The sequence below is a fragment of the Candidatus Tisiphia endosymbiont of Melanophora roralis genome, from assembly GCF_964026575.1.
GTDB lineage: Bacteria > Pseudomonadota > Alphaproteobacteria > Rickettsiales > Rickettsiaceae > Tisiphia.
Genome location: NZ_OZ032161.1, coordinates 240,824 through 254,398, shown reverse-complemented (window position 1 = coordinate 254,398; position 13,575 = coordinate 240,824). Strand labels below are relative to the sequence as shown.

Annotated in this window: 16 protein-coding genes and 1 pseudogene; 14 read left to right on the top strand and 3 right to left on the bottom strand. The window is 31.9% G+C overall.

Annotated features, from left to right (window positions below):
* Positions 1-245 precede the first annotated feature (245 nt).
* Positions 246-3,266 carry a sodium:solute symporter family transporter gene (locus AAGD53_RS01205; protein WP_341762975.1) on the bottom strand — a complete coding sequence of 1,007 codons (3,021 nt, stop codon included), beginning with the start codon at positions 3,264-3,266 and terminating at the stop codon, positions 246-248.
* A 398-nt stretch (positions 3,267-3,664) separates the two neighbouring features.
* Between AAGD53_RS01205 and AAGD53_RS01200 the strand changes: the two genes are divergently transcribed.
* The 3 genes from AAGD53_RS01200 (at position 3,665) to AAGD53_RS01190 (ending at position 4,749) form a co-directional block, all read left to right on the top strand.
* Positions 3,665-3,904: a type II toxin-antitoxin system Phd/YefM family antitoxin gene (locus AAGD53_RS01200; RefSeq protein ID WP_341752782.1), complete on the top strand. Its 240-nt coding sequence runs from the start codon at positions 3,665-3,667 to the stop codon at positions 3,902-3,904.
* 183 nt (positions 3,905-4,087) lie between these two features.
* Positions 4,088-4,336 (top strand): type II toxin-antitoxin system Phd/YefM family antitoxin, encoded by a 249-nt coding sequence (locus tag AAGD53_RS01195; protein WP_341751270.1) that lies wholly within the window; start codon positions 4,088-4,090, stop codon positions 4,334-4,336.
* Positions 4,337-4,341: 5 nt separating this feature from the next.
* Positions 4,342-4,749, top strand: a complete 408-nt coding sequence (locus AAGD53_RS01190) for a type II toxin-antitoxin system VapC family toxin (RefSeq protein WP_341762974.1) — start codon at positions 4,342-4,344, stop codon at positions 4,747-4,749.
* Positions 4,750-4,787: 38 nt separating this feature from the next.
* Here the strand turns inward: AAGD53_RS01190 and AAGD53_RS01185 are convergent, their stop codons facing one another.
* On the bottom strand, positions 4,788-5,324 hold the full coding sequence (locus AAGD53_RS01185; protein ID WP_341762973.1) for a helix-turn-helix domain-containing protein: 537 nt from the start codon (positions 5,322-5,324) through the stop codon (positions 4,788-4,790).
* 505 nt (positions 5,325-5,829) lie between these two features.
* Between AAGD53_RS01185 and AAGD53_RS01180 the strand changes: the two genes are divergently transcribed.
* The 4 genes from AAGD53_RS01180 to AAGD53_RS01165 all read left to right on the top strand — a co-directional run bounded on the left by AAGD53_RS01180 (position 5,830) and on the right by AAGD53_RS01165 (position 9,080).
* Entirely contained in the window at positions 5,830-7,185 is a 1,356-nt protein-coding gene (locus AAGD53_RS01180) for a Sca4 family protein (RefSeq protein ID WP_341762972.1), read from the top strand.
* Positions 7,172-7,597, top strand: a complete 426-nt coding sequence (locus tag AAGD53_RS01175) for a hypothetical protein (protein ID WP_341762971.1) — start codon at positions 7,172-7,174, stop codon at positions 7,595-7,597. Before AAGD53_RS01180 ends, AAGD53_RS01175 begins: the two co-directional genes overlap by 14 nt.
* Before the next feature lie 2 nt (positions 7,598-7,599).
* Complete coding sequence (locus tag AAGD53_RS01170; protein ID WP_341762970.1) at positions 7,600-8,280, top strand: hypothetical protein; 681 nt, start codon at positions 7,600-7,602, stop codon at positions 8,278-8,280.
* Between the two features lie 143 nt (positions 8,281-8,423).
* A complete protein-coding gene (locus AAGD53_RS01165) occupies positions 8,424-9,080 on the top strand; it encodes an HD domain-containing protein (protein ID WP_341762969.1) in 657 nt (218 codons plus the stop codon).
* A gap of 27 nt (positions 9,081-9,107) precedes the next feature.
* Here AAGD53_RS01165 and AAGD53_RS07710 read toward each other — a convergent pair.
* Positions 9,108-9,203: pseudogene (locus AAGD53_RS07710) on the bottom strand (IS5/IS1182 family transposase); the annotation flags it as partial.
* Between the two features lie 252 nt (positions 9,204-9,455).
* On the opposite strand from AAGD53_RS07710, the gene AAGD53_RS01160 reads away from it, so the two are divergent.
* The 7 genes from AAGD53_RS01160 to AAGD53_RS01130 all read left to right on the top strand — a co-directional run bounded on the left by AAGD53_RS01160 (position 9,456) and on the right by AAGD53_RS01130 (position 13,563).
* A complete protein-coding gene (locus tag AAGD53_RS01160) occupies positions 9,456-9,809 on the top strand; it encodes a hypothetical protein (RefSeq protein ID WP_341762968.1) in 354 nt (117 codons plus the stop codon).
* A 50-nt stretch (positions 9,810-9,859) separates the two neighbouring features.
* Positions 9,860-10,144, top strand: a complete 285-nt coding sequence (locus tag AAGD53_RS01155) for a hypothetical protein (protein WP_341762967.1) — start codon at positions 9,860-9,862, stop codon at positions 10,142-10,144.
* 46 nt (positions 10,145-10,190) lie between these two features.
* Positions 10,191-10,796, top strand: a complete 606-nt coding sequence (locus AAGD53_RS01150) for a TraE/TraK family type IV conjugative transfer system protein (RefSeq protein WP_341762966.1) — start codon at positions 10,191-10,193, stop codon at positions 10,794-10,796.
* A gap of 27 nt (positions 10,797-10,823) precedes the next feature.
* Complete coding sequence (locus AAGD53_RS01145; protein WP_341762965.1) at positions 10,824-11,564, top strand: type-F conjugative transfer system secretin TraK; 741 nt, start codon at positions 10,824-10,826, stop codon at positions 11,562-11,564.
* Between the two features lies 1 nt (position 11,565).
* On the top strand, positions 11,566-11,868 hold the full coding sequence (locus AAGD53_RS01140; protein WP_341762964.1) for a hypothetical protein: 303 nt from the start codon (positions 11,566-11,568) through the stop codon (positions 11,866-11,868).
* Between the two features lie 364 nt (positions 11,869-12,232).
* Positions 12,233-13,246 carry a TrbI/VirB10 family protein gene (locus AAGD53_RS01135; protein WP_341762963.1) on the top strand — a complete coding sequence of 338 codons (1,014 nt, stop codon included), beginning with the start codon at positions 12,233-12,235 and terminating at the stop codon, positions 13,244-13,246.
* Positions 13,246-13,563 carry a hypothetical protein gene (locus AAGD53_RS01130; protein ID WP_341761819.1) on the top strand — a complete coding sequence of 106 codons (318 nt, stop codon included), beginning with the start codon at positions 13,246-13,248 and terminating at the stop codon, positions 13,561-13,563. Before AAGD53_RS01135 ends, AAGD53_RS01130 begins: the two co-directional genes overlap by 1 nt.
* The last annotated feature ends 12 nt before the right edge of the window (positions 13,564-13,575 follow it).

Here is a 13,575-nt window from a genome sequence, read left to right as displayed (position 1 = left end):
AGAAGATAATAAATTTCTTAGTATCCCACAAAAAGTAAAGTTAAGAAATTATCTAAGTGGTAATATTAATCTAAGCTATTTAAAAATCACAAATCAAATATATCTTCTCTTTATTAGGATTTTCTACTTCTAATTTTTGTAGAAAATTGATTATATAATCACCGTTTACTTTAGGATTATCTGTGCTAACTAATTGCAAATCAGATAAATTAATTGCTCCTATTAAATGCTTCCTTTTCCAGCCACTAAATATTGGTAATTTCCTCCTTTTTAATTAAGGTAGCTTGCTCAATAATATCAAAGTCAACCCCTGCTTGCAGTAATTTTTGTGCTATGTTTAATCTGTCATCCTTTTGTTCCTGTAAAAATATTTCTGTAATCTTTTCAAAGTTCTCAATCCTTATATCAGGTAAATCCATTACTTTAGGTCGAATCTCCTTAATATTAGCAGGAATAGTGATATTATAATTTATACCTTTATCTTGGTTATTATCGACCTTAAAATTCCCATAGTGAGCATCTATAATATTAGAACACTCAAAAAAAGTTAGTTCATTAGTTTCCCTAAAAGTTGGAGTGAAAATTAATTTAAGTTGTTGTTCAGTAAGGTGATCTCCTTGATTCTTTATTGTTAGTCTTACTGCTTCAATTGATTTTTTACTTTTAGTAGTTTCCGAGATATTTACCTTAAAATCTAGAACATCATCCTCTAGAAAAATACTCACTAGATTACTATCAACATTATTGTTGATAGCATGAATCAACAGGCTTTTTATTACTGCCTTCAGTTTCTTTGGATCGCATGTTATATTATGATATTTTATTGCATATTGGTTAACAAACCGTAATGGTTGATCAGATAATTTTTCACATTCTACTACTACTTCATTTACTAAATCCATAATGTTAATTTTAGTAGGCTTAATATGCACTTGACGCCTTACTCTGTGAGTAATAGTCGAAAGATATAAAGCCCAAGCCTCTATTCGTTTTGCTACCTCATATAATTCTTCAGTAATCCGAAAAATTTGGTCTTTATTATCTGTTTTTTGTAGTTTTGTACATAATGCTTTAAATTGGAGTTGCAAGCTATGAAGTTGCTGTTGTTCTTGAGCTTCTATTCTATTAAAAAACTCTTCTTCATGTTGTGCTATTTTTATCAAATCATGCGTTAGTTTTCTTGATTTTGTTTCCCATACACTCTTCATGGTCTCAGACAATTCTTCATATTTTTGTTTTGGTTTCAGAAATGCTATTAGTACACTACTAAATAGTAATAAAAGGTAAATTATTTGGAATTGTATATTACCAAAATTACTAGTTAAATAATATTTACCCATACAACATTTAAAAAATTGTAATGATGTGAATGTGCCAAAAATTGTGATAAATAAAGCTATCTGCCACCTAAGCAATATTCCCGTAACTAACAAGTTAATAATAAATATCATTAATTGTAGTTGATGAAATTCGCTAATCATAACCAACATACTTCCAACACAAATCAACAGATATAAAATACCTAAATTCCAAGCTAATGCGATAAATATCTCGTTTTTAAATCTAGGAGGCCATATCGAATAAGTTACAAATCCGGTAGCTATTATTAATACTGAATGGTGAATGAAGTGATAAATATTAGCATATTTTGTGCTATAATATTCTGGGATAGTAAATAATGATGAATAAGTGGAAACTATTACAAAGAAGCCAAATAGAAAATAAGTAATTTCATTTTTTGGTAGATTACCTTTGCAAAAATTTATCAGATTAAATTGTTTGATTGCACTAATAATTTTCCTAAATTTTCTTTTACGTTCAAGTCTAAGAGCGATGATGGGGCTTGTGTCTTTTACCCCAATCCAACCACCAGCTTGTTTAAAAAAGTAATGGTTAAACATCAAAGTTAACAAATTAGCTACCATAGCTGGTACTATAGGCTCTATTTTTACATTTAGGACTTTAAAACTAACTGCTATAATAAATCCAGCAAACATTCCCATTAATACTGCTTTACTACTACTACGAAAGCCTAGAATTGCTAAGAGGAAAGGTACTGAAACTACAGACATATAGAAATCTAATGCTATTAACAGTAAAGCAAGTATACTCTTTGCTTTAAAAGCTAGGAAAATAGCAGAAATACCAACAAAAACAGCAAGAATACGTAATATAATGAGATCACTAAGATTATTACGTATCTTTCTTATAACCTTAAAATCTAATAATTTTAAAATATCATTAGTGAATAATATAGCTGAAGAATTAATGTATGAGTCTGCCGTAGACATGATTATCGCTATAATACCTATAGCAGTAAGTCCTCTTAATCCTGAATAGCTGTAATTCTCTATAATATGGGCTAACAAGTTATTAGGGTTAAGATTAGGATTGTCTGCCAGTAATAATATTCCAACCCACATTATTATTACTAATATCACAAGACATATTAAACCTGCTGTTATAAAAGACTGTCTAACTTGTGTGATATTCTTAGCCATCGCCAATCTTTGAAAAAAAACCGGTTGAAAACCTGGGATTAGAAAAAATAATAACAGCAAAAAGGAGCTTATAGACTTAGAGTTAAAATTAAATAGCTGCCTATAATCAAATAAAGGATTCTCATTAATTGTTACAAAAACTTTATTGGGATCATGGAGAGTTCCCCAAATCATTAAAGTAATTACAGGAATAATAGTGCCAAAAGTAAAGAATTGTATTATATCTGTAAAAGTAACAGCCTTTATACCACCAAAAGCCGAATATAATATTACTATAACAGCACTTGCCAAAACAGCATAAAAACTAGAAAGATTAAAGAAAAGTTGCAGCATGGTAGCTGAAACCTTAAATTGCAATGCAACTATTCCGGTGCAAAGGAAAATACCTACTATAGCTGTAACCAATTGAACTTTTTTACCATATAGAGTACCCATAGCTTCAGCTATGGAAAGATTACCCAAAAACTCTGCCATACGTGGAGCTAATAAGTAACCAACAATTATGAGAGCCAAAGGTTCACCAATTGCTGGAATGATAAAATATAAACCTTGTGTATACGATTCACTAACTGCCTCAGAAAAGAAGCCGCCCCCTATACAAGTAGCAATAATTGTAGCAGTTATAGTGCTGGTGGAGAAATTGCGGTTTCCTATAGCATATTCGTTAATATTTTTTATACCACGACTATAAAATAAACCTACTGCTAAGTTAAAAACTAAAAAAATAGCAAAAATGGTTGTATCCCAATCCCAACTTAAATGCATATAATCTTCCCCTAAATGTCAATAAACTGTAAGTTTTTGACCACCAAAGACAAGATTTTTAGAAGAAATGAGTCTAGATTGGTGATCGGGGAGTTCAAAACACTGTAAGCAGACAGCTATGGTAACCGTCGGGCTTAAATGTAAACACTTAAGCCGAACATACGATTACCATCCCCCCGACCATAAAAACCGAGAAGCACCATTTTACGGTAAATGCACACCGCTGCTTAAAGGAGGTTTTGAAACTCCAGAATTACTTTGCAGTAATTCCGCCTTAAATTTTAAATATATACTTGTATAAAGTCAATATAATGTTATTGATATTTTTACTTAATTATGGTTGATAAACATATTTAATTGAACTAATATTAATCCTAGTAAAAAGTAAATTAAACTTTATGTATCCAGTAAACATTACTTCTGCAAAAGCTCACTTATCATCTCTACTGAAAGAAGTAGAAGACAAAAATGAAGAAGTTATTATTGAAAGAGCTGGGAAACCAATTGCTAAAATCGTTAAATACAATCCTGTGAAATCTATTAATAGGCTTGGGATATTTAAAGATAAAATTAAAGTAGCTAAAGATTTTGACAAATGGTCTGAAGAAATGGCAACAAGGTTAGGGATAAAGGATTAGCTGTGAGATTATTATTTGACACTCATACTTATAATATGGGCATTGTATGAACTAGAAAAATTACTCATTTTACAATGTATACCTAATTACTTCACATCGATTATGCATAGAAATAACTTATTTTTAAATAAAATATAAAATAAACTAGTTTTAAATTATCAAGTTCATTTGGAAAATGATTATATGAAAAAATGGCAAATTCAAGAAGTGAAAACAAAACTAAGTGAGATAATACAAAAAGCAGTTAATGATGGTCCTCAAGAAATTAGTGTTAAAGGTAAAACTATGGCTGTTATAATATCCATCAACCAATATGTTGACTTAATCTCTCCAAAATCCTCTTTTGTTCAATTTCTACAAAATTCTCCGCTAAGAGGATTGAAAATTGATCTTGAAAGGGACAAAAGTTCTTGTCGAGAAATTGAGTTGTAATTTAAATGAGTTACTTAATTGATACAAATGTAATTTCTGAACTTATCAAAGTAAAACAAAATACACGGGTAGTAGAGTGGTTTAATGCTGTACAAAATCGAGACTTATATTTAAGTGTTTTAACCATAGGAGAAATACGCAAGGGTATTGATAAGATTACAGATATAAAAAGAAGAGAAAATATCTGTATATGGTTGGATCAAGAGTTAACATCGTGGTTTGCCGGTCGTATTTTACCTATTGATCAGCAAGTAGCTAATAAATGGGGAGTAATACAAGCTCAGTCAGGTAGAACGTTACCAGCTGTTGATAGTTTAATTGCTGCTACAGCTTTACATTTTGATCTTATTTTAGTAACACGGAATATTAAAGACTTCAGTTATTTAGGTCTTGAAATAATTAACCCATTTTAACCCTGATAATTCATATAATATATTATGATTATGACACTCTAACTATTGGAGTTTTGTTGAGAAAGTTTATCATTACTAGAAGAAGTAGTAGGCTTAATTCTGCCAACCATTTCATCTAGTGATATTTGAAAATAATCTGCTAGAGCTACTATGATTTGACTATTTAAAGTTTTTTGTTCTCTATTGACATTAACGAACCTATGTAAAGGTTTAATACTAAAGCCTATATCTATACTTAGTTTATATAAATTTAGATTTTGCTTCTCTACTTTATTTTCTAGAAATCTTCTTATATTAGTTACTATCTCTTCTGAAGTAATTTCATGAAATGCCAAATTTCTTGTGTTAGGTAAAATAGTATAGTCATTTCTACCTATAACTTCATCAAGTGAGCATCTAAAATAATTGGCAATTTTAAGTATAGTATTTATATCAGGATTTAGTTTATATCCTTTTGTTATATCAATTACAGTAGGATAGGAAATGCCGCTGTTTTTAGCAAAATCCGTTCTTTTTAAATTTAATTCGTCGAATTTTCTCTTTAAAAATTCTTGTATTTTATAAACAAGAGCCATTTTCTAATATAAAAAGTGCTATTTAAATAAAAATTATGTCTTGAGGACATAATTTATTTGACACCCCAAAATAATTATATTAAACTCCCAAAAATAGAATGAGATCATAAAAAAAAGATCAGTGATTGCTGACTGATTTTTTAGAACCAAAATACACATTTTGGTAAGTCTCAAACTATGTAATATTTAAAGTTTAGCCTAATTTTTCGACAAAGCTAAGACCTAAATGTTATAGTAAACTAGTAAGTACTCTAAAGTTTTGCAGACGAAAAGTACTTACTAGCAAAATTAATCCAATAGCACTGCTATTAAATTACAACCATTATTGAGGTGTACTATGATCATACACAAATTCCTTCCACTAGTCAAACTCTATTATTTTTGCAGTTTTATAACGTAAGTATCAGCAATACCGTAGTATAGCTAGCCCAATACTAACGTCATATATGGACAAAGTCCATTGATGACGAGTTATAAACACATACGTCATTAATAGAGCAGGATTATGAAAGATAACCCACAACTCAGTAATATTACTGAAGTTATAGAACCAACAGAAGAAGCACAAGACTTAGTTACTTTAACTAATTCGGTCAGTAGTAGCAGCTTCTTTGGTATAGAAGAAGAATTAGATCCTATTACTCAAGCCATCAGGCAAGAAATCCTGCAAAAACAGCGGAATATCTTAAAAGATTATATCGCTGCGAATCTTGATGTAACAGTAAATTACCATGACGATCAGAAATTTGCTGAATATCTTAAAAATGTCAATAACAGAGCAATAATTAACCAAGCATTTCTAAATAGCAAAGTTAAAGCTGAATTAGAAAAAACAGAGATAGCAGGCTATAAGAAAGTTCACCATAATTTTGCTGATCGATTCCATACAATCAGCTGGCAAGATGGTGATAGGCAAGACAATATCAGAAGCCAAATAGTAAGAAATGATTCAGGTGATGAGTTAGCTACTATCAAGGAAACAACTCATAAAATTAATACTCTAGTCTCTTTGTCAGATGGTACTCTTAAACAAATCAATAACTATCGAACCATAGATTTCCCAACAGAATTGGTAAATAAAAGCGGTCCTATGCATTTGTCATTAGCTGTAAAAGATGAAAATGGTCGAAATATTTCCTTAGACCGAGCAGTATATTTTACTGCTCATTATGATAGTCAAGGTAAATTGTCAGAGATCAGTAGTCCAAAGCCAGTAAGGTTTAATGGTGAAGGAGATGAGGCAATAGGCTATATAGAACATCTAGGACATGTCTATAGTTTGCCAGTGACCCAAGGTAAATATCGAGAAATGATGTTAGCTTTGGAGAAGAATAAAGGTCAAGAAATCGACCTATCTCAACAAAATATCACTACTGCTCAGGATATGATAGTTACTGTTAATACAGTCAATAGTGATTTGTTAGTGCAAGAAGAAAAAAAGCAATATCATCATGATAAACAAAAATTAGCCGAAGAAACATTACAGAAAACAGCTGAGCATCATGAGTTAGCAAAACGACAAGCAGAATCAATATCACAGGGAATGCAGTTAACAGAAAAGAGTGATAATGTTGCTAATCGACAATTATTTGAAAAAATGTCAAAAGATTCTCAGTATATCCATGACATGTCTCCTGAACAGGCAATCTTAAATGAATTACAACCATTAACTAGCTCACGAGAAAAAGAAAGAAAAGCATTATACAAAGTTGCTGAGCTATATCCTGATCTAGCAGGTAAGTTAGTAGCAAGACATTATGATATTCATGCAGTAGTATATCACAAAGAAAAAACAGCAGATGCAAGTAGTACGGCATTAGAAGAGTTAGAGAACCTTGTAAAAATATGTGGGGGGTTATAAGAAATTAGGCTTAACTCCGGTAGAGAAACAATTAGCTGAACTTGATAAAATACGACAACAAGGAGAGAAAGATGTAGACAAAGTAATGACCAAGATAGAAGCAGCTGATAAATCTTTTTATGAAAAACTGAAGAAAATACAACTATCGGCTGATGCATTACCAGAATCCAATCCCGATAAAGAAAAATTGAATATTTTTATAAAATTAAAGCTAGAAGCACAAGAGTCAATTAGAACCGATAAACCGTTACTAGAAAGCAAAAAAAGAGATGAATCTTTAAAAATGGAAACTGAAACAACTAAAAAAGTAGATCGTATGATAGGAAGATTTATGAGTAGATATTCTCCATCTAATACACCACCACCATTAAATAGATCAAAACTACAATTAAATAACACTAAAGGGAGGTAACTATGCCAGGCAAGCAATTTTTATATAGTAGAGTACGAATGTCTAATACATCAAGGCAGGAGCAAGGAAAAATAGACACTTATTTAGATAATCAGTATCAAATTGATTTGACCAAAGTTTTAAAAAATTATGACTCAGACATGTCTATGTTGGAGACAGTTAAAAATATTGAACTTTCAGAATGCCAAGAAATATTTAATAATAGCCAAAAAAATACCGCTTGGGATTTATATTTACATTTAGTGGCAGGGAAACAAGAGGTTGCTTCATATTTGTCAGAATATTTAAGAAAAGGTTATGGTACTGTTAAAGATGAGTTCCTTGCTGATTTAACTCTGAGCATAGGAGTCGAGTTGGGAGATCAGGACTCAATTAAACTAATGGAAAAAATATCAATATCATCTCAAATACGAAATGTAGCCAAAGAATGTTTACTAGAAATCATCCAACATAAATTAGGGGTAGAAGGTAGAGAAATATTATGTGATGAGATGATGGCAAGAGGCAAGGCGTTTGCTTATTTTGTTGAGGAATTATCAGGTCATTCCTATTATCAAACTATCCAAGACTCTGGAACAGCCGGAATAAAATACTGGAGTAATTTTGTTAAGCCAGCCTATTATTGTTTATCTGAAATTACAGATGAAGTGCCAATAGCAGGGGCATTACATGATCAAGAATGATATCGTCATTGCGAGAAGTGCGTAAGCACTACGAAGCAATCCAAATCTAATAATTTTTCTGGATTGCTTCGTTGCTACTAAAAGTAGCTCCTCGCTAATAGACTAAGCAAGTTTTAAAGTAAACATTCAATAGGGAATCGTTTATGACCGGTAAAAAAGTCATTATCCTGCTACATTCGTTACATGAGTCTCATAGTCAGCAACTACAAGAATTTTTGAAAAAGGAATTCTTAGATAAAATTAAAGCATGTAGTAAAAGGCACAGTACCATAATAGATGTTCCTGTTGTAAAACTGGCATTAAAATACGTTATCAAACACCAAGCAGATCAGAAACGACACTCTGGTGAGCCATTTTACCATCATCCAATACAGGTTGCATTAATAGCAGCTGGGATTTCCTGTAAAACTGAAATAATAGCAGCATCCTTATTGCATGATATTGTAGAGGATACAGAACTGACTATTAGTCAGATACAGTTTTCATTTGGCACAAAAATAGCAGAATTAGTTAACAAACTGACGAAGCTTGATGATATTGCAATAAAAAAAGTAAAAATTGAAGGAGAACATGCCTTGCAGAAATTACGTGAGTCAGAAGATATAGATGCATGGTATATCAAGCTTGCTGATAGGTTACATAATATGCAAACTCTTCATTACATTAAGTCAAAAGAGAAACAGAAAAGAATCGCTTTTGATACTTTAAAGAACTTTATACCGTTGGCAAAACTAGCTCGGGTAGAATGGATAGAACAAGAACTATACACATTAGCTATCAAAATATTAGAGGATAATTAATACAATTTATTTATTTTTTATTAAGAGTTTAGTCAAATTGTCTCTTTGCCTCAAAATATCCACCATCCTTGAGAATGTCATCTTCTTTACTCCTGTTAATCGACGAAACTGTTCATCCTCCAAATCAGATACTTATAACACCTCTCTTCCTTAAAGTCTAGTTTCGAAAGAGGTCTATTATCTTTAAAAATACGACAACATCAAACACCAATACTTGGCAGTTGAAGAGTATTGTTTTCTAATTGTGTAGTCTTCAAAAATATGGGTGATAATGACACCTATTTATTTTAAAGAAAATCACGTAATTTATCATTTTAAGTTTAGTTATGCCTCTACAACGGGGAAAGTAACAAGAAATAACAAAAGAGGAGAATTATGGTCGATTCAAAGAAAATACTAGGCACAAGTCAGAAAATAACTAGCAAACAAAATTGTCTAGATGACAACTGGAATAAGAGTTTCTTATATCTTAGTTATGGAATAATTGGCATTTTACTTACCCTTATTACATCAGAAAGTTTAGCAGTAGATTTAGGTAAATTTGGTAAAGGTGTAACTGAACCACTGGTAAAATTTGCCGCAGATTACTGGGTTTATGGAGCTGGTATTGGTGGTATTACCACAGCCATTATGTCTGAAGGTGATGGTCGCGTTCGGGTATTTCGTGGCGGTACAGTTTTTATAGGTAGCAGTGCTATTTGTATGGGCATACTTGCTGCTATGGCTTAAATCAAGTGTAAATTGTAACAATATTGGTTTTTTACTTGTGAGATTCAATTATGGAAAGAGTACGATTTAATAATTGCTTAAACAAACACGTTAGATTTTGGAACATATCTATTGGTTCAATAGTAGGAGGCATTAGCTTTGGGTTAATCATTTTATGTTTTAAAGGCGTGCTATGGTCTTTTGCTGGTGGTGCTATTGGTTTTGCTATAGGTGGTTGGTTTATGCATCAATGGTGGCTTGGAATAATCCAGCGTTGGCTCTATTGGCATCTACCACTGACTAGGCTGATTATATCAGCTAATTTACCAGAGTCTCATATAAGGCTGCTTATGTAGTAATACTAACTTAAATGTAAATAGATATGAATAAGCCGAGATAAAAATGGAGAAGATAATAGCAATAGGTAACATCGAGCAAGTAGCAAGACAGCGAAATTTGTTTTTAATACTGACGTTGCTGCTTTGCCTAACTGCTTTAGGACTATCAGTTAAATTATTGACAAACAATGAGAAAGTAATATTGATGCCAAGTCTTAGCCAAGAAGTATGGATTAGTAATAATGGAGTCTCCAAAGGATATTTGGAAGAAACAAGTTTAATGTACTTACCATTGTTACTAGATTTAAATCCAGAAATAATAGACTATAAAGCAGGTATCATATTTAAATATATTTCGCAAAGTGATGCTACCTATATGAGAAATATTCAAAGTTATTTTGCAGATAGCAAAGAGAAGTACAAAAAATTTGCCTTATCAACCTACTTTTCCATCAAAAGCTTGGAAGTTGATAGTAAGAATTTGCAGGTAATAGCTGCTGGCATGCTAACCTCAAGGTTTGGTGATAAGGGCTTTGAGGTTAGTCCTGCTTCTTATCAATTATCTTATGAATGGGCAGGTAGACAGCTAAGACTTAAAGAATTTGTAAGAATCAAAGAAGGTCAAGAAACGGCACAACATAACAAAGAAAATGATAAAGATAAAAAATAAAGGATAAGAAAAATAAGAGAATAAATAATGATCAAAATAATACTAATAATTGCCATGATACTAACGAGTAATGCAGCACTTGCAGCACAAGAATTTGAATATATAGCTGGCAATAAAATCAAGGCTAAAATAAGTGCAAGTAACGTTAATAGAATAGAGTTTGGCAAAATAGGCATAGCACAAATTATTGGTGATGAAAGCAAGTATAAAATAATAGTGGATAGCAAGGCACAAAACATATTTTTATCACCGAAAATTCCAACTGCTCAGACTTTGGAGCTAGCCTTAGTCAACTTTTCTGGGAATGTTGCTGATTTAATACTTAAAGTAGAAGACATGGAAGGGCAAATTATCAAGATTTCCATGGATAGTTTTTATAATAAGCCATCCAATGGTTTCCTAAATAATTCAGCTGTTAACAATAAATGCTCAGTAAACACCCAAGAACAAGAAATTGCTGGAATGATAAGGAACATGATTGCTGACAAGGAAGGTAAATATTACGTTACTCATGTAAAAAGAAAAATTGACCGCTTACATAACATAGGACTTTCCATAGAGCAAGATAGGATTTACCGTTTTGGTAAGCTTATTGGAGCAAGATTAGTAGCAATCAACAGGAAAGCTCAAGGCTTAGTTCATCTTAAAGAAGTAGATTTTAGTAATCTATTTGATTTTTGTTTAGCTACCACTATCGACAAAACCATACTTCTTCCTAAAGATAAAGGATTTGTTTGGATAGTAGCAAAGGAGCAAGATAGGGACTGATATGACAATATTTGCAAAGCTTAAAGAAAGACTCTCTTTTTTATTAGGGAAAAGCAAAATAGTAGAGAATATGCAGCTTAAGGCTTCAGATACAGTTCCAGTGGATAGTTCATTTATAGCTGACAGTCAAAAACAGTCGTTAGATACAACTAATAATAAGGAGATTAGACGTAAACAGTATAATTTCTTGTTACTGCTTTTGGGTGGGAGCATCATTGCTGTACTTGTTCTAATCAACATAATGCAAGGAAAAATTAAGCACAAAGCAGTTATTAACTCATCTTCGAGACGAAAAAGTGCTTGAAACGTCTAAAGAATCAGGTTCGTAGTGGTTTTGGAATGAAGTTTGTAGTCATGTAAACATCACTTTTCTACTTGACATACTAAAAATTAGTCAACATAATGCTTCTTATGTGTATTACCATTGTTTTGTTTCAAATAAAAACTCTTGTCATTAAAGTACACTTTTATCAGTATTTCTTTATTATAAAATTCCACAGGTGAAAAAATGTAGTCAGTAACGAGAATTTAATTCTACACTCCACTCGTCGCATAATACTCACGTTCTATAGCATAATTTCTGCTCATATTTATCTCGAAGATGAGTTATTAATGATAATACTAAACCTAAATTAGAAGTAGCAAGTGAAGCGTTAGACCCGGAGAAAATGTGGCACAACCACTTTGAAGATTTGTTAAACGATAATAGGCGTAAATTTGATGAACGCTTACAGTTAGCAGAAACAAACTTTAAAGAAAAAGAACAAAAGCTACAAGAAGAGATAAAATTAGAACTAACTAAAATGCAGATTCAACTGAATTTTGCTAAAAATGAGCTGATCAGTAGCACAGAAGAATTAAAAAGAATGCGTCAAATTCACCAAGAAGCAGAGCAAAATACAAAAGGTAAGGATTTTGGCAGTGATGTAAATATTGGTGTTATAGACTTAAATGGTGAAATAGAATTTGATAAACCAAAAGATGCTAAGATTTATATCCCTAAAACTTCTTATGTTAGTGGCTATTTACTTGGTGGTCTTGCAGTATCTACCGCATTAAATACCCCAAATGAACATGCTACTCCAATAGTAATTAGATTAACAGAAAGAGGCAACTTACCCAAGAACTTTAATCTTGATATTACTACCTGCCGTATTTTAGGTAGTAGTTATGGTGACTTATCCAGCGAAAGAGTAATTATCCGCTTGGAGAAAATGGTTTGTATTGATCCAATCACAGAGTTAGTAATTACCAGTAACATAGCTGGAATAGTGCATGGACCAGATGGTATGAATGGCATTAAGGGGAAAGTAGTAGCTACGAGCAGTAAGCATATAAAAAATGCCCTAATAGGTGGAGTTATTAGCGGGCTTAGCCAAAGTAGTAAAGGTCTAGATAGTATGACTATCACTAGCCTTGGAGCAATTGCTAGCCAAAAGAAAGGTTTTAAGGATATGGTAACAGATGGTATTTTATCAGGAACATCGAATGCTGCTGAGAAAATAGCTGACTATTACTTAAGAATGGCAGAAAACATGTCGCCTGTTCTTACTATACCTAGTGGAGTAAAGGTAGATGTTGTCTTCATGAAAGGCTTTTTTGTCGGAGAATTAACCACCCATAAAAAGATAACCAAGGAAAGAACCAAAAAACCAACAAATAAACAATACGGAGAACAGTAATGCAAGGAATATCAAAGATTTTACTGATTATTACATTATTTAGTTTATCTGCCTGTGGTGGATATGGTTCATCGTTTAGTTGTAAAGACGCAAGTGGTTTTAATTGTGTGCCTTTGAGCATAGTTGATCAAAAAATTAATAGCGGAGAAATTGTCGAAGTAGAATTAAAGGAAAGGGCAAAGTGTCAAGGAAAAAATTGCTATGCTAGACACTTGGACAAACCTGACATTAAAGCTAATAAGGTTCATAAAATAAAGTTGCAACAAGAAACTAATCAGAAAATACTTAAAGATGGCAACTTGTTATATATCAAATAAGACAATGAGATG

Bases quoted from the DNA above. Each gene is read 5' to 3' on its own strand.
- AAGD53_RS01170 (WP_341762970.1), top strand. From the start codon at position 7,600: ATGCCAGGCAAGCAATTTTTATATAGTAGAGTACGAATGTCTAATACA.
- AAGD53_RS01145 (WP_341762965.1), top strand. From the start codon at position 10,824: ATGATCAAAATAATACTAATAATTGCCATGATACTAACGAGTAATGCA.
- AAGD53_RS01140 (WP_341762964.1), top strand. From the start codon at position 11,566: ATGACAATATTTGCAAAGCTTAAAGAAAGACTCTCTTTTTTATTAGGG.
- AAGD53_RS01190 (WP_341762974.1), top strand. From the start codon at position 4,342: ATGAGTTACTTAATTGATACAAATGTAATTTCTGAACTTATCAAAGTA.
- AAGD53_RS01195 (WP_341751270.1), top strand. From the start codon at position 4,088: ATGAAAAAATGGCAAATTCAAGAAGTGAAAACAAAACTAAGTGAGATA.
- AAGD53_RS01135 (WP_341762963.1), top strand. From the start codon at position 12,233: ATGTGGCACAACCACTTTGAAGATTTGTTAAACGATAATAGGCGTAAA.
- AAGD53_RS01205 (WP_341762975.1), bottom strand. From the start codon at position 3,266: ATGCATTTAAGTTGGGATTGGGATACAACCATTTTTGCTATTTTTTTA.
- AAGD53_RS01150 (WP_341762966.1), top strand. From the start codon at position 10,191: ATGGAGAAGATAATAGCAATAGGTAACATCGAGCAAGTAGCAAGACAG.
- AAGD53_RS01160 (WP_341762968.1), top strand. From the start codon at position 9,456: ATGGTCGATTCAAAGAAAATACTAGGCACAAGTCAGAAAATAACTAGC.
- AAGD53_RS01165 (WP_341762969.1), top strand. From the start codon at position 8,424: ATGACCGGTAAAAAAGTCATTATCCTGCTACATTCGTTACATGAGTCT.
- AAGD53_RS01130 (WP_341761819.1), top strand. From the start codon at position 13,246: ATGCAAGGAATATCAAAGATTTTACTGATTATTACATTATTTAGTTTA.
- AAGD53_RS01200 (WP_341752782.1), top strand. From the start codon at position 3,665: ATGTATCCAGTAAACATTACTTCTGCAAAAGCTCACTTATCATCTCTA.
- AAGD53_RS01180 (WP_341762972.1), top strand. From the start codon at position 5,830: ATGAAAGATAACCCACAACTCAGTAATATTACTGAAGTTATAGAACCA.
- AAGD53_RS01185 (WP_341762973.1), bottom strand. From the start codon at position 5,324: ATGGCTCTTGTTTATAAAATACAAGAATTTTTAAAGAGAAAATTCGAC.
- AAGD53_RS01155 (WP_341762967.1), top strand. From the start codon at position 9,860: ATGGAAAGAGTACGATTTAATAATTGCTTAAACAAACACGTTAGATTT.